The 14,432-nt window shown below is 69.8% G+C and carries 13 protein-coding genes; 9 read left to right on the top strand and 4 right to left on the bottom strand.

The annotated features are described in order from the left end of the window. Positions 1 to 116: 116 nt before the first annotated feature. Positions 117 to 3,368, bottom strand: coding sequence for a DEAD/DEAH box helicase (locus SYV04_RS28810; RefSeq protein ID WP_321549152.1), 3,252 nt, complete (start codon positions 3,366 to 3,368; stop codon positions 117 to 119). Between the two features lie 144 nt (positions 3,369 to 3,512). Here SYV04_RS28810 and SYV04_RS28805 point away from each other — a divergent pair, with 144 nt between their 5' ends. The 9 genes from SYV04_RS28805 to SYV04_RS28765 all read left to right on the top strand — a co-directional run bounded on the left by SYV04_RS28805 (position 3,513) and on the right by SYV04_RS28765 (position 11,860). Then, positions 3,513 to 4,499 (top strand): 2-hydroxyacid dehydrogenase, encoded by a 987-nt coding sequence (locus SYV04_RS28805; protein WP_321549151.1) that lies wholly within the window; start codon positions 3,513 to 3,515, stop codon positions 4,497 to 4,499. Then, positions 4,496 to 5,032, top strand: a complete 537-nt coding sequence (locus tag SYV04_RS28800) for an adenine phosphoribosyltransferase (protein ID WP_321549150.1) — start codon at positions 4,496 to 4,498, stop codon at positions 5,030 to 5,032. The genes SYV04_RS28805 and SYV04_RS28800 overlap by 4 nt, the downstream gene beginning before the upstream one ends. A gap of 80 nt (positions 5,033 to 5,112) precedes the next feature. After that, positions 5,113 to 5,721 carry a TetR family transcriptional regulator gene (locus tag SYV04_RS28795; RefSeq protein WP_321549149.1) on the top strand — a complete coding sequence of 203 codons (609 nt, stop codon included), beginning with the start codon at positions 5,113 to 5,115 and terminating at the stop codon, positions 5,719 to 5,721. After that, the gene (locus SYV04_RS28790; RefSeq protein WP_321549148.1) at positions 5,718 to 6,929 is read left to right on the top strand and encodes an MFS transporter; all 1,212 of its coding nucleotides are present in this window, start codon (positions 5,718 to 5,720) and stop codon (positions 6,927 to 6,929) included. The genes SYV04_RS28795 and SYV04_RS28790 overlap by 4 nt, the downstream gene beginning before the upstream one ends. After that, positions 6,926 to 7,420 carry a pantetheine-phosphate adenylyltransferase gene (gene coaD, locus SYV04_RS28785; RefSeq protein WP_321549147.1) on the top strand — a complete coding sequence of 165 codons (495 nt, stop codon included), beginning with the start codon at positions 6,926 to 6,928 and terminating at the stop codon, positions 7,418 to 7,420. Before SYV04_RS28790 ends, coaD begins: the two co-directional genes overlap by 4 nt. Continuing rightward, positions 7,417 to 8,163 (top strand): MBL fold metallo-hydrolase, encoded by a 747-nt coding sequence (locus SYV04_RS28780; protein WP_321549146.1) that lies wholly within the window; start codon positions 7,417 to 7,419, stop codon positions 8,161 to 8,163. Before coaD ends, SYV04_RS28780 begins: the two co-directional genes overlap by 4 nt. 51 nt (positions 8,164 to 8,214) lie before the next feature. After that, a complete protein-coding gene (locus SYV04_RS28775) occupies positions 8,215 to 9,177 on the top strand; it encodes an ABC transporter ATP-binding protein (protein WP_321549145.1) in 963 nt (320 codons plus the stop codon). Further along, positions 9,174 to 10,208 (top strand): ABC transporter permease, encoded by a 1,035-nt coding sequence (locus SYV04_RS28770; protein WP_321549144.1) that lies wholly within the window; start codon positions 9,174 to 9,176, stop codon positions 10,206 to 10,208. Before SYV04_RS28775 ends, SYV04_RS28770 begins: the two co-directional genes overlap by 4 nt. A 56-nt stretch (positions 10,209 to 10,264) precedes the next feature. Beyond that, entirely contained in the window at positions 10,265 to 11,860 is a 1,596-nt protein-coding gene (locus SYV04_RS28765; protein WP_321549339.1) for a bifunctional metallophosphatase/5'-nucleotidase, read from the top strand. A 7-nt stretch (positions 11,861 to 11,867) separates the two neighbouring features. On the opposite strand, the gene SYV04_RS28760 is transcribed toward SYV04_RS28765, so the two are convergent. From SYV04_RS28760 to SYV04_RS28750, 3 genes are read right to left on the bottom strand one after another with little or no spacing between them, the layout of a single operon-like run. Beyond that, positions 11,868 to 12,758, bottom strand: coding sequence for an NAD-dependent epimerase/dehydratase family protein (locus tag SYV04_RS28760; protein WP_321549143.1), 891 nt, complete (start codon positions 12,756 to 12,758; stop codon positions 11,868 to 11,870). A gap of 19 nt (positions 12,759 to 12,777) precedes the next feature. Next, entirely contained in the window at positions 12,778 to 13,548 is a 771-nt protein-coding gene (locus SYV04_RS28755; RefSeq protein ID WP_321549142.1) for a YdcF family protein, read from the bottom strand. A gap of 9 nt (positions 13,549 to 13,557) precedes the next feature. After that, positions 13,558 to 14,403: an NAD(+)/NADH kinase gene (locus SYV04_RS28750; protein ID WP_321549141.1), complete on the bottom strand. Its 846-nt coding sequence runs from the start codon at positions 14,401 to 14,403 to the stop codon at positions 13,558 to 13,560. Positions 14,404 to 14,432: the final 29 nt, after the last annotated feature.

The following is a 14,432-nucleotide window of genomic DNA, read 5'->3' as shown; positions in this document are numbered from 1 at the left end:
GATGTCCGCTTCTGGCTACGACACTGAACACCCTAGCAGGTATTGCGGGCACTGCACAGGCGTTCCGTGCAGGCCACGCCTGCCGGACGGGTGGGAGAGGAGGCGACGCGGCGGGCTCAGCCCTCGTTGAACAGGTCCTGAATGTCCTGTTCTGTCAGGGACTTACCGAAGTCCCCCTCCGTGCCGAGCACTCCGGCGGCGAGGTCCTTCTTGCGCTTCTGGAGGCTGAGGATCTTCTCCTCGACAGTGCCGCGGGTAATCAGCTTGTAGCTGATGACGGCCCGGGTCTGGCCGATGCGGTGGGTACGGTCCGTGGCCTGGTCCTCCACGGCCGGGTTCCACCACGGGTCGAAGTGGATGACGTAGTCGGCCGCGGTGAGGTTGAGGCCGGTGCCGCCCGCCTTGAGGCTGATGAAGAACAGCGGAGGACCGTCCGGGCGGTTGAAGTCATCCACCTTGGCCATGCGGTCCTTGGTGCGGCCGTCCAGATAGAGGTACTGCAGGCCCCGCTTGTCGGCCTCGGCCTTGAGCAGCTCCAGCATCTCGGTGAACTGGCTGAAGACGAGGGCGCGGTGCCCCTCGGCCACCAGGTCGTCCACGAGCTGGCCGAAGCGCTCCACCTTGGCGCTGGGCGGCAACAGCGTGTTGGGCGGCAGCTTGAGCAGGCGCGGATCACAGCACACCTGCCGCAGGCGCATCAGCGCGGCGAGGATCGACACGCGGCTGCGCTTGAAGCCCACCTTCTCGATGCTCTCGCTGACCTTGCGGCGGCTCTCGTCCAGCACCTCGCGGTAGAGCGCGGCCTGGCCGGGCTCCATCTCGCACCAGGCGACGCTCTCCGTCTTGGGCGGCAGGTCGCTGGCCACCTCTGTCTTCAGGCGACGCAAGATGAAGGGCTGGATGCGGCGGCGCAGCCGGTCTCGCACGGAGATGTCGTTGGCCACCTGGATGGGCTGCTCGTAGCGGTCGCTGAAGCCCTCGGCGCTGCCCAGGAAGCCCGGCATGAGGAAGTCGAAGAGGCTCCACAGCTCGCTCAGGCGGTTCTCCAGCGGGGTACCTGTGAGCGCCAGGCGCGTGTCGCTGGGCAGTGACTTGCACGCCTGCGCGGTGGCGCTGTCGGCGTTCTTGATGTTCTGCGCCTCGTCGAGGATGACGTAGCGGAAGCCCACCTGGGAGAGCTGATCCAGGTCGCGCCGAACCAGGGCGTAGGACGTCAGCACCAGGTCCATGTCCTTCAGGTCCTCGGCGCGCTCCTTGCGGTCCTGGCCGTGCCACACCATGACCTTGAGGCCCGGGGTGAAGCGCTCGGCCTCGCGCTCCCAGTTGGCGAGCACGCTGGTGGGGGCCACCACGAGCGAGGGCTTGCGGCCCTCTTCGTTCGCCACCTTCTGCAGCAGGCTCAGGGACTGGATCGTCTTTCCCAGACCCATGTCGTCCGCGAGGATGCCGGACAGGCCGTGCCGGTGCAGGAACCAGAGCCAGGACAGGCCCCCTTCCTGGTAGTGGCGCAGCGTGGCCTGGAGCCCCTCGGGCATGGAGATCTTGGGCACGCCGGCGGTGTCGCGCAGCTCCATCATCGCCTGCCGCGCCTTGGCCTCCACCTCGGTGAACTCGCCCAGGTCCGCGAGCAAGTCCAGCGCCACGCCCTGGTGCAGCGGCAGCCGGGTGCGCGTGCGGCCCGGCATCGCGCCCGCCTCCTCCAGGATGTCTGCCACGCGCTTGATCTCGGCGGGGTCCGCCTCCGCGAAGCTGCCGTCCTTGAGGGGCACGAAGCGCCGGCCCGACTCCAGCCACATGCGCACCGCGCCCAGATCCACCGCCTGATCATCGGTGACGAACTCGGCGTCGAGATCGAACCAGCTCACCCCGCTCATCCCCACGCGCACGCGCGGCTTGAGCTTGGGACGCAGGCGCACCTTGGGGGCCTGCACGCCGAAGCGCTCCCACTCCTGGGGCAACGAGGCGAGCCCGCGCGCCCAGAACTCGAGCGCGGAGTCTCCGCTGGCCTCATAGGCATTGGCCTGACCGTCGAAGCGCAGGCCCAGCTCCGTCAGGCGCTTGCCAGCGCCGCGCTCCAGCTCCTCGCGGCGCCGGTAGAGCTTGCGGCTGTCATTGCCCACGCCGCTGGCGTAGCCCAGGTGGCTGGCGGTCGGGGACACCGGCACCGTGGTCTGCCCGTAGCGTGCGGCCAGCTGCACCTTCACGCGCTCGGGGGAGCCCTCCATGGTGAGCACGAAGTGCGGCTCCACCGACTCGTCCACGTCGATGTTGTCCGCCTTGAACGCCATGCGGAAGCGCGGCAGGTGCGCGGCGAAGAACGTCAGCACCCGATCGAGCTGGGGCGCCGGGAAGGACATCGTCGGCTCCAACAGCCACTTGCGCAGCAGCCGCGGCGGGAAGTCCGGCTCCACCGCATACAGGTTCTGGGCCTGGATGACCCAGGTGCGCTTGCCTCCCAGGAGGATGACATCCTTGAGCGGGAAGCTCGACCCATCCGGGAAGAGCAGCTCGATGCGCGCGGTGGCCCCGTCCGCGCGAGACTCGAGGTGGATCTGCGGGCGACACGGCGTCTCCGAGAAGATCAGCGCCGTGCCCCGGTAGATGACGCGGCGCTGGCGCAGCAGATCCAACAGGTCCGCGAGGTCCTCATCCGAGAGGACGATGCGCGAGTCGTAGCGGTGCTCGTGCTTGGCGAGGATGAGGAAGACGCGCTCGTCGGCCGGAGCGATGCGCGTGCCCGCCTGCAGCAGGCGCTTGACGTGTACGGGCCCCTTCATCTGGGCGTCGTTGCGGCGCACGTCCATCACCCAGTGGCGCCCGCTCGGGCCCGTGCTGGAGGGCGTCAGCCGATAGAAGAACTCGTAGTCCGCCTGGGCGGACAGGCCCAGCCAGCTCTCCACCTTGGCCAGCGCCGGCAGGCTCACCGGGTCGGCCGAGGGCGGCAGTTCCGGAACGGGGACCTCGTCGTCCACGGCGTCCGCGAGGGCCTCTTCGGGCTTGGGCTCGGGCGGCGCTACCGGCCGCTTGGGCTCGGGCGGCGGAGGGGGACGGAAGCGCGTGGCGTAGATGAGCGCCGCGGCGACCACGTGCTTGCAGTGCGGCCCGTAGGTATTCCAGGACGGGCAGGAGCACGTGGAGGTGAGCTTGCCGTCCTTGGGCTCGAGGATGACCTCGTAGCGCTCTCCGGTGGAGCCGGCCACCTGGGCGCGGATGCGGTCGCCTTCACGCTGGAGTCCGAAGACGCGGCGGCTCTCCGCGTACTCGCGGCCCTTCTTGAAGGTAGTCGGCTGCACTTCGGCCTTGAGGGCGCGCAGCCACAAGCCGTCCTGCGGGGGAAGAGATTCTCGGGTGTCGACGGGAGATTGCACGAGTCGCGAATGCCCAGGCGAAGGGAACTGCCTCGCATACCACAGAGATGGCTCGCCGCGTCGAAGGGATTACGGCCTCCCGTTCAGATCGGAGCAGACACTGCCCCTGGACTGCTCGCGGCTGTGAGATCATCAACGCCCACCATGGCTCCCCACGTCCGACCACGCGTCTTCGTCACCCGCCAGCTCCCTGGAGAGGCCCTCGGCCGACTGAGCAAGCACGTGGAACTCCGGGTGTGGGAGGAGGAGCTTCCCCCGCCCCGAGAGGCCCTGCTGGAACTCGCACGCGGAGTGGAAGGGCTCATTACCCTGCTCACCGACCGGGTAGACGCGCCCCTGCTGGAGGCTTCTCCCTCACTGCGGGCGGTCAGCAACGTGGCGGTGGGGTACGACAACATCGATGTAGCGGCATGCACTGCCCGCCGGATCGCCGTGGGCAACACGCCAGGGGTCCTCACGGAGACGACGGCGGACTTCGCCTTCGCCCTGCTCATGGGCCTGGCGCGGAGGGTGGCGGAGGCCGATGGGTATGTGCGGGCCGGCCAGTGGCGGACGTGGTCCCCTACCCTGCTGCTGGGCGCGGACATCCATGGGGCCACGCTCGGAATCGTCGGCCTGGGCGCGATTGGCGCCGCGATGGCCCGGCGGGCGCGGGGATTCGGGATGCGGGTGCTGTACGTCAACCGCCACCCGAAGCCGGAGCTGGAGGCGGTGCTGGGGCTGCGGCGGGTGGACAAGGCCACGCTGCTCGCCGAGTCGGACTTCGTCTCGCTCCACGTGCCGCTGACGCCGGAGACGCGGCACTGGATGGGGCGCGCGGAGCTGGCCGCGATGAAGCCGGGCGCGATGCTCGTCAACACCGCTCGGGGGACCGTGGTGGATCAGGCCGCGCTCGCCGAAGCGCTCGCCGGTGGACGCCTGGGCGGCGCGGCGCTCGACGTCACCGAGCCCGAGCCCCTGCCCATGGACAGCCCGCTGCTGAAGCTTCCCAATGTCCTGCTCGCCCCGCATATCGCCAGCGCGAGCCATGCCACCCGCGGCCGCATGGCCTCCATGGCCGTGGACAACCTGCTCGCCGCGCTGGACGGGCGCCGCCCGCCCCACTGCGTCAACCCGGAGCTCTTCCCATGAACGCCGACATCCACCTCGCTGATGAAGTCCTGGCCCGGCTGCGCGACGTGCCGGACTTTCCCCGCCCCGGCATCGTCTTCAAGGACATCACCCCGATGCTCGCGGACCCCATCCTCTTCGGCCGGGTCATCAACGCGATGTCGGCGCCCTTCCGGGGCCAGCACATCACCAAGGTGGTGGGCGTGGAGGCGCGCGGCTTCATCCTCGGCGCGCCCGTGGCGCTGGCGCTCAACGCGGGCTTCGTCCCCGCGCGCAAGCCCGGCAAGCTGCCCCACCGCACCGTCATCGAGCGCTACTCGCTGGAGTACGGCGCCGACGGGCTGGAGATGCACCAGGACGCCGTGCTGAAGGGTGAGCGGGTGCTCATCGTGGACGACGTGCTGGCCACGGGCGGCACCGCCGAGGCCACCGCGAAGCTCGCCACGCAGCTGGGAGGAGAGCTGGTGGGCTTCAGTTTCCTCATGGTGCTCGGCTTCCTGGACGGCGCGAAGCGCCTGGGCGCCGACCGGGTGCGCAGCCTCATCACCTTGTAGGCCCCCGCTCGCTCGACATTGACATCTCGGCCTCGGCTGGCTAATAAATTGGTCGAACAACCAATAAACGAGGCCAGCCGATGGGCCGTCCATCCAACACCGAGGAGCGCCGCCAGCAGATCGTCGCCGGGCTGCTGCGGGTCATGGCCGAGCGGGGCTACGAGCGCGCCTCGGTGACGGAGATCGCCAAGGCCGCGGGCCTGAGCCCCGGGCTGGTGCATTACCACTTCAAGGACAAGCAGGAGATCCTCCTGACGCTGGTGGAGCAGCTCTCCGCGCTCGTGCGCGAGCGGGTGGCGGCGCGGCTCGCGCGGGTGAAGGGAGACGACGCTCGGGCCCGGGTGGAGGCGTTCCTGGATGCCTTCCTGGCCACCGGAGCGGATGCGGATCCCGCCGCGGTGGCGAGCTGGGTCACCATCAGCGCGGAGGCCATCCAGCAGCCCGAGGTGCGCACCCTCTATGAGCGGGCGGTGCGGTCGGACCTCGAGCAGTTGGAGGAGCTGGTCGGCGCGGTGACGGGCAAGCGCAAGGCGCGGGCGGTGGCCGCCGGGCTCTTCGCGGCCATCCAGGGCTACTTCGTGCTCTCCGCGTCGGTGCCGGGGCTGGTGCCGCCGGGCTCGGCGGCGAGCACGGTGAAGCGCATGGCGGCGGGGCTGCTCGACGGGGCCCAGCCCTCGGAGGAGGCATGAAGACCGCGACGAAGCTCGGCCTGCTGTCGAGCCTCTACCTCTCGCAGGGGCTCCCCTTCGGCTTCTTCACCCAGGCGCTGCCGGTGCTGCTGCGCAAACAGGGCATGTCGCTGCCCGACATCGGGCTGACGCACCTGCTCGCGCTGCCCTGGGCGCTCAAGTTCCTCTGGTCTCCTTATATGGACCGGTACGGCTCGGAGCGCCTGGGCCGGCGGCGCGGGTACATCCTCCCGCTGCAGGTGCTGTCGGCAGGTGTCCTTCTGCTGCTCGCGGTCCCTGTCGAGGGCGTGAGCACCCAGGGACTCCTCGCCGCCGTGCTGCTCGTGAACCTGCTGGCGGCCACCCAGGATGTGGCCACCGATGGGCTCGCCGTGAACCTGCTCACCTCACGGGAGATGGGCCTGGGCAACGGCATCCAGGTAGCGGCCTACCGGGTGGGGATGATCCTTGGCGGCGGGCTGATGCTCGTGGTGTTCGATGCCACGGGCTGGCGCCCGACCCTGCTGAGCCTTGGGGCCATGCTGCTCGTGGCCACCGTGCCCGTCCTGCTCTACCGCGAGCCCCCTTCCGCACCTCCGGCACCGCAGAGCCTGGGGTTGAGGTGGTGGCTCCAGCGCCCAGGCGCGGGAGGGTGGCTGGTGCTGCTGCTGCTCTACAAGGCCGGAGAGGCGCTCGCCACGGGCATGCTGCGCACCTTCCTCGCCGACGCGAAGCTCAGCCTCACGGACATTGGCTGGATGCTCGGCGGCGTCGGCTTCACTGCGGGGCTCGCGGGCGCGCTGGTGGGCGGCGCGCTGGTGAACCGACTCGGGCGGCGGCGCGCGCTGATCCTCTTCGGGGCGCTCCAGACCGGGGCCGTGCTGCTCTACGCGCTGGCCACGAAGGGCGCCTCGCTGCCGGTGCTCGCGCTCGTCTGTGGCGTGGAGCACCTGGCCAGCGGCATGGCCACCGCTGCGCTCTTCACGGTGATGATGGAGGAGTGTCGCCCCGAGCACGCAGGCGCCGACTACACCGTGCAGGCCTCGGTCGTCGTCATCGCCACGGGCCTGTCGGCCGCCGTCAGCGGGTTCTCCGCCGAGGCCATCGGGTACTCCGGGCACTTCCTCCTGGCCGCCGCGCTGAGCGCCGTGGGTACCGCCTACGTGCTCTTCACCTTCCACCCGACTCGGGCGCATTCGCTCCGAGCCACTCCGGAGGCGTCATCATGACCATCGCCGTCTACGCCGGCAGCTTCGACCCGGTCACCGCCGGGCACCTCTCCGTCATCCGACAAGCCGCGCGCCTCTTCGGCCACGTGGTGGTCGTCGTCGCCGTCAACCCGAAGAAGCGCACCCTGCTCACCGCGGCCGAGCGCGTGGAGTTGCTCCGGGAGGTGGTGGCGCTCCACCCCAACGTCACCGTGGCCAGCACGGAGGGCATCGTCGTCGAATACGCGCGGGCCATCGGCGCCAGTGTCCTGCTGCGTGGGGTGCGCGGGGCCACCGACGCCCAGTTCGAGACGGAGCTGGCGCAGACCAACCGCGCCCTGGCTCCGGACATCTCCACCCTCTTCCTCCCCGCCGAGGCACACCTCGCGGAGGTCAGCAGCAGCGCCCTGAAGGATCGCCTCTCGCGAGGGGAGGACATCTCGGCCTTCTGCCCGGCCGCCGTCGCTGCCAAGCTGCGCCAGCGCCTCCTCGAGCCCCGGAGCCCCGTATGAGCCTGTCGTTCCTCACCCTCGGAGTCGGAGATGCCTTCTCCGCGCTGTACTACTCCTCGTGCCTCGCCGTGGAGGCGGAAGGTCAGGTGCTGCTGATCGACTGCCCGCACCCCATCCGCAAGATGATGCGCGAGGCCTCCCAGTCCTCCGGAATCCCGCTCGACGCGGACCGGGTGGCCGGTGTCGCCCTCACCCATCTGCACGCCGACCACAGCTCCGGGCTGGAGGGCCTGGGCTACTTCTCCTTCTTCCTGCTGAAGCGGAAGCTGGCGCTGCTCTGCCACCCAGAGGTGGCCCATCGCCTCTGGGAGGGGCACCTGGCCGCCGGCATGGAGTGCCTCATCGAGAAGCACGGCGAGTCCCCCCGACCCAAGCACTTCGAGGACTACTACGCCCACACCCCGCTCTCCACCGAGACGGCCGTGAGCTTCGGGCCCTTCTCCATCGAGTGCCGCCGCACGTACCACCACCTGCCGACCACGGCGCTGCGCATCCGCGCGGGCGGACGGTGCCTGGGCTACAGCGCGGACACGGCCTTCGACGAGGGACTCATCGCGTGGCTGGCCGAGGCGGACCTCGTGGTGCATGAGACGAACTACGGCGTCCACACGCCCTACGCGAAGCTCGCGGCGCTGCCCGCCGAGCTGCGCGCCCGGATGCGGCTCATCCACTACCCGGACGACTTCGACACCGCCGCGAGCGTCATCGAGCCGCTCGCACAAGGGCGCCGCTACACGGTATGAGGGGGCGCCCGCCCCACCGACCAGGTCGGGCGACACGGGAGAACGCGCCCCTTGGAACCCTCGCCCAGTCCTGCTCCCGCTCCGCCCGCGCTCGCCATCCAGGTACGGGGCCTCGTCAAACGCTTCGACGACACGGTGGCCGTCGCCGGCATCGACTTCGAGGTGCGCTCGGGCCAGTGCGTGGGGCTGCTCGGCCCCAACGGCGCGGGAAAGACAACGACGGTCGAGATCCTCGAAGGGCTGCAGAAGCCCACCGCCGGAGAGGTGCGGCTGCTGGGGCGGAGCTGGGAGAAGGATGAAGCGGCGCTCCGCGAGCGCATCGGCCTCGCGCTCCAGGAGACGCGCTTCTACGAGCGGCTGACGGTCGAGGAGACGGTGCGCCTCTTCCGCTCCTTCTACAAGCAGGGGCTGGAGGTAGAGGAGGCCATCGCGCTGGTGCGGCTGGAGGAGAAGCGCGGGGCGCACTCAGTGAAGCTCTCCGGCGGCCAGCGGCAGCGGCTGGCGCTGGCGGTGGCGCTGGTGTCGGATCCGGAGCTGCTCTTCCTCGACGAGCCCACCACGGGCCTGGATCCGCAGTCTCGGCGCGCCCTCTGGGACGTCATCGAGGGGCTCAAGGGCAAGGGCCGCACCGTGGTCCTCACCACACATTATATGGAGGAGGCGCAGGTGCTCTGCGACCAGGTCATCATCATGGACCACGGTCGCATCGTGGGCCAGGGCACGCCCGCCGAGCTCATCGCCTCCATCGGCGGAGACCAGGTCATCGAGTTCGCCACCACCTCGGCCTTCCCCGTCGAGGCGTTCGCGGACATTCCCACGTACGTGTCCCACCACCCCCGCGGCGAGGGCCACACCCTCACGGTGAAGGAGCTCCACCGGGCCCTGCCTGGGCTGCTCTCGGCCGTCTCGTCTCGCGGCACGCAGCTGCGCTACCTCTCCACCCGCCAGGCCACGTTGGACGACGTGTTCCTCGCCCTCACGGGCCGCAGCCTTCGCGAGGACAACGCGTCATGAAAGCCAACCATCCCCTCTGGGAACTCTTCATCTTCCGGATGCGGGCGATGTGGCGCGAGCCCGCCGCGCTCTTCTGGACCTTCGCCTTCCCGCTGCTCACCTCGCTGGCGCTCGGGCTCGCCTTCCGCGACCGCGAGCTGCCCGAGCTCCCGATCGCGGTGGTGGATGGCGCCGACGCGGACCGGCTCTCCGCCTCGCTGGACGCGACGAACGGGCTGGTGGCCTCGCGCATGTCCGAGGCCCAGGGCCGCGACGCGCTGCGGCGAGGCAAGGTGTCCCTCGTGCTCATCCCCGGGGCCCAGCCCGAGCTGCTCGTGGACCCGACCCGGGAGGAAGGGCGCACGGCCCGCATGCTGACGGTGGACGCGCTCGAGCGGCTGAACGGCCGCGTGGACCGGCTGGTGGTGCAGGACCGGCCCGTGACGACGCCGGGCTCGCGCTACATCGACTTCCTCATCCCCGGGCTCCTCGGCATGGGGCTGATGTCCTCGGGGGTGTGGGGCCTGGGCTGGGCCGTGGTGCAGATGCGCACCGGAAAGCTCCTCAAGCGCCTGGCCGCCACGCCCATGAAGCGCAGCCACTTCCTGCTGTCCTTCGCCCTCAGCCGCTGTGTGCTCGCCGTGGTGGAGATCCTCTTCTTCGTCGCCTTCGCACAGCTGCTGTTCGACGTGCAGATGTTCGGCAGCACCCTGGCCTTCGTCGCCCTGGGCCTCTACGGCTCCCTGTCCTTTGGAGGGCTCTCCCTGCTCATCGCCAGCCGGGCGGGCAGCTCGGAGACGGCCAACGGACTGATGAACCTGGTCACCATGCCGATGATGGTGCTCTCGGGGGTGTTCTTCTCCTCGGCCAACTTCCCCGGCTGGATGCAGCCCGTCATCCAGGCCCTGCCCCTCACCGCGCTCAATGATGGGCTGCGCGCCATCATGACGGACGGCGCGGCCCTGCCCAGCCTCTGGCCCCAGCTCCTGGTGCTCGGTGTGTGGGGCGTCATTCCCTTCGGGCTCGCGGTACGCTACTTCAAGTGGATGTAGCCGCGGGCCCTGGGGAGGGTAAGGTCCGCGCCCCGGAGGTGACATCCTTGAACGCCGTGCGACGCCCTCGCTCCCGCTGCCCGTCGTGGATCCCCGCCCTGCTCCTCGTGGCGGGCTGCGCCCAGAACGCGCAGACCGTGGCGCCCTCGGACACGGTCCGCATCACCGTGCTGCACCTCAACGACGTGTACCAGTTCAGCCCGATGGATGGAGGCCGCCTCGGCGGACTGGCGCGCGTCTCCACGCTGCGCAAGCAGGTACACGCCGAGTCTCCGCACACGCTGACGCTCTTCGCGGGCGACACCCTGGCGCCCTCCGTGGAGTCCATCACCGAGGTGGACGGCAAGCCGCTCCGGGGCCGGCAGATGATCGACGCCTGGAACGCTCTGGGCGTGGACTACGCCGTGCCGGGCAACCATGACTTCGACTTCGGAGACGCGGTGCTGCGCGAGAGCATCCACGCCTCCCGCTTCCCCTGGCTCGCCGCGAACATCTTCGACAACCACACGGGCCGCCCCTTCGAGGGGCTCCAGCCCTATGTGCTGCGGGAGATCGGCGGCGTGAAGGTGGGCCTGTTCGGCCTGCTGCTGCCAGAGACGGAGGTGACCTCCAGCGTCTCGCAGGACACGAACATCCGGGACATCTGCTCCACGGCCCGGCCTGTCGTCTCCCGCCTGCGCGCACAGGGGGCGACGGTCATCATCGCGCTTACCCACCTGGAGGTGGGGCAGGACCGGGAGCTGGCGAAGTGCGCGCCCGTGGACCTCATCATCGGCGGCCACGAGCACGAGCGCATCGAGGACCGCTCCACGGGCGTCCCCATCTTCAAGGTGGCGGCGGATGCCGTGGAGCTGGGCCAGGTCACGCTGGACGTGGATCTGCGCAGCGGCGCGGTGAAGAAGCTCGACTGGAAGGTGCTGCCGGTCACGAGCGCCGTGCCGGAGGACCCGGCCTTCGCCGAGGCGATGCGGCGCTATGACGCGCTGGTGGCGGAGCTGGCGCAGCCCGTGGGGCGCACCGCCGTTCCGCTGGAAGCGCGCAAGAAGGTCGTGCGCAGCCAGGAGACCAACCTGGGCTCGCTCATCGCCGATGTGCTGCGCGAGGCGGCGAGCACGGACGTGGCCCTGGTCAACGGCGGCGCCATTCGTGGCGACACCGTCTTTCTCGCCGGACAGCTGACCCGGCGCGAGATGCTCTCCATCTTCCCGTACGCGGACAAGCTGGTGCGGCTGGAAGTCACGGGCGAGACGCTGCTCGCCGCGCTGGAGAACGGCGTGAGCAAGAGCGCCGAGGACTCGGAGCCGGGGCGGTTCCTCCAGGTCTCCGGCCTGCGCTTCGCCTTCGACGCGAGCCGGCCTCGGGGCCAGCGGGTGCTCTGCGTCCTGGTGGGCGACAAGCCCCTGTCGCCCACGGCCCGCTACAGCGTGGCCACCTTGAGCTTCCTCGCGAGCGGCAAGGACGGCTACGAGATGTTCCGTGGCGTACCCGCCACCCCTGCCCTCGCGGAGGGCCGCACGCCCCGGGACGTGCTCAGCGACGCCCTGCGCACCGGAAAACCCTCCCCCATGCGCCAGGGCGATGGCCGCATCCTGCGAGCCTCGAACATCAAGGCCACGGACAAGCAGTGCGTGCCGGCGGCGCCCACGATGTAGACGTGGCCTACTGGGGCGAGCGGACGATCTCGTCCATGCTCGAGTCGAAGAGGTCCCGGGGAACGAAGCCCAACACCCGCCGGGCCTTCTCGATCGAGAAGCTCCCCCGGAAGCTCAGGAAGTCGGGAGCCTGTTCCGGCGGGAGCGAGGGCAGCGCTCCCTTGCTGAAGAACCCGGTGTACCGGTGCCACTCCGTGTGGCCATCGATGATGTTGAACGTCTGCCCCACGGCCTCATGGGTACGCAGGGCGCGGACCACGGACTCCACCAGGCTGCTGATGTGAAGGAAGCCCAACAAGGTCCGCCCGCCGTCCACATGGGGGAACTGCCCGGCCGCGATGAGCGCCGGAATCCGCGTGCCCCAGGTGGACGTGGGGTGTACCCCGAGGATGACCGCGGGGCGGAAGATGACCGTCCGAAGGCCCCGAGCGGCAACCGCGTTCACCACCCGCTCCGCTTCGACCTTGGTGAGAGCGTAGGCATCGCCCTCGGTTGCCAGGGGCGTGTCCTCCTCCACCACATCCGCCCGATTCCGGAACGGGTAGACGGCGATGGTGGAGATATGCACGAAGCGCTCACACCGGGCGGCAAGCGCGGCCTCGGTGACAATGGCCGTGGCCTCCACGTTCACCCGCCGGGCCTCGGCGAGCTCCGTCGTCCCTGTCGCCGCGCAATGCACCACGTACCGGGCACCACGCACGGCGGCCTCCACGGCGCGGGCGTCCGTCAGCTCGCCCAGGAACGTCTCCACGCCCTGCTGCTCCAGCTCCGCCCGAGCCTCGGGACGCCGAACCAGCGCACGCACCCGCATTCCTTCCTCGCGGAGACGCTGGACGACATACGTCCCCACGAATCCGTTGGCTCCCGTGACGAGGACAGTCTGGTCTCGCAGCTCCATGTGAACCTCCCTACTTCCGTTAGGACACCGTCCACCCGCGCAGCCGGTACACCAGCCGGCCCGCCAACTCCCGCAGGGCATCCGAACTCGCGCTCAGGTGGTACGAGCGCGGCAACCAGCTCGGAGGACGCTTTCCGAGCGGCGCGCGCACGTCCGCTACGAAAGTATCCGGACGAACGCCAACCGCCGCGAAGCAGCCATAGGCCCGCGGCATGTGCGCCGCGCTCGTCACCAGCAGCAGCGTCTTCCAACCCTGCTCGCGGATGATCTTCTCGGACCCCACCGCGTTCTCCCGCGTGTTGCGGCTCTTGTCCTCGACGAAGATGCGCGAGGGCTCGATACCCCACAGCTGGAGCTGCCGCGACAGCACGTCCGCCTCGATGATTGCCTCGGGGCGAGGATCCAGCGAGCCGCCCGAGATGAGGACGTTGCGCGCCTTGCCCTCCCGCAGCAGCTCATAGCCCCGAAGGATGCGATCCCCCGCGCCGTTGTACTCGGCCCGCCCCGACGTCTCGGTGGCGTCCGGATCCAGCCCACCTCCCAGCACGATGACCGCGTCGTAGACCACATCGGGCCGATACGTCGGCGTCACCCCAGCCTCGACGCTGCGCATGAGGCCCGCGGCCACCGGCTCGATGGAGAAGACGTAGAGCACCAGCAACCCGAACACCTGGAGCCCCACCGCCAGACGCGCCCGCCGCCGCAGGACGAGCCCCACGACGATGAACAGCATGGCCCACGTGAGGGGCGCGAGGAACATGTCGAGGATCTTCGAGAGGAGCAGGAACATGGAGACGACTCAGCGCTCGCCCCAGTGGAGCTTCTGCCGAAGGATGGTGAAGTAGGCCACGCGGGGGTTGCGCACCAGGTTCACCCGGTTGGGCGAGCGCACCACCTCGATGCAGTCGCCGCCCTGCAGCCCATGGCCCGTCTGCCCATCCAGGGTGAGATAGGTATCCGCCGTCTCGCGGCGCAGGGTGACGCGGATGACGCGATCGGCCGGCACCACGATGGAGCGCTGGGTGAGCGCATGCGAGCAGATGGGCGACAGGATGGTGCAGTCCACCGAGGGGTGGACGATGGGCCCGCCCGCCGACAGCGAGTAGGCCGTCGACCCGGTGGGCGTCGCCAGGATGATGCCATCGGCCTTGTAGGTGGTGATGGGCACCCCATCGATGGACGTCTCATGGTCGGCGATGCGCGCCAGCGCGCCCTTGTTGATGACCACGTCGTTGAGGATCTCATCCTCCACGATGACCTGCCCGTTGCGCAGCAGCCGGCAGGTGAGCTTCATGCGCGAGTCCACCTTGAAGTGGCCGGCGAGCACCTCGTCCAGCAGACCGAACATCTCGTCCACCGGCACCTCGGTCATGAAGCCCAGGCTGCCCAGGTTCACCCCGAGGATGGGCACCCCGCGCCCGCCCAGCAGCCGCGCCGTGTGGATGAGGGTGCCATCGCCGCCGAGCACCACCACGAGGTCGGCCCGCTGGGACAGTTCCCGGTCCTCCACCCTCGGCCAGCCCACGGCGTGCGCCAGATAACGCTCGCCGAGCACGGTGAGGTGCGGGTAGCGCTCGCGGATCTTCACCGCCAGCGCCACGGCTTCCTGCTTGTCCCTCTTCGCGACGATGGCCAGGGTCTGCACGCTGGCGGAAGGTTCTAGTCCAGCCGGGC

Source organism: Hyalangium ruber, from assembly GCF_034259325.1.
Lineage (GTDB): Bacteria > Myxococcota > Myxococcia > Myxococcales > Myxococcaceae > Hyalangium_A > Hyalangium_A rubrum.
This window is presented reverse-complemented; position numbering and strand designations above follow the sequence as displayed.

Bases quoted from the DNA above. Each gene is read 5' to 3' on its own strand.
- SYV04_RS28755 (WP_321549142.1), bottom strand. From the start codon at position 13,548: ATGTTCCTGCTCCTCTCGAAGATCCTCGACATGTTCCTCGCGCCCCTC.
- SYV04_RS28780 (WP_321549146.1), top strand. From the start codon at position 7,417: ATGAGCCTGTCGTTCCTCACCCTCGGAGTCGGAGATGCCTTCTCCGCG.
- SYV04_RS28770 (WP_321549144.1), top strand. From the start codon at position 9,174: ATGAAAGCCAACCATCCCCTCTGGGAACTCTTCATCTTCCGGATGCGG.
- SYV04_RS28760 (WP_321549143.1), bottom strand. From the start codon at position 12,758: ATGGAGCTGCGAGACCAGACTGTCCTCGTCACGGGAGCCAACGGATTC.
- SYV04_RS28805 (WP_321549151.1), top strand. From the start codon at position 3,513: ATGGCTCCCCACGTCCGACCACGCGTCTTCGTCACCCGCCAGCTCCCT.
- SYV04_RS28790 (WP_321549148.1), top strand. From the start codon at position 5,718: ATGAAGACCGCGACGAAGCTCGGCCTGCTGTCGAGCCTCTACCTCTCG.
- SYV04_RS28795 (WP_321549149.1), top strand. From the start codon at position 5,113: ATGGGCCGTCCATCCAACACCGAGGAGCGCCGCCAGCAGATCGTCGCC.
- coaD (WP_321549147.1), top strand. From the start codon at position 6,926: ATGACCATCGCCGTCTACGCCGGCAGCTTCGACCCGGTCACCGCCGGG.
- SYV04_RS28800 (WP_321549150.1), top strand. From the start codon at position 4,496: ATGAACGCCGACATCCACCTCGCTGATGAAGTCCTGGCCCGGCTGCGC.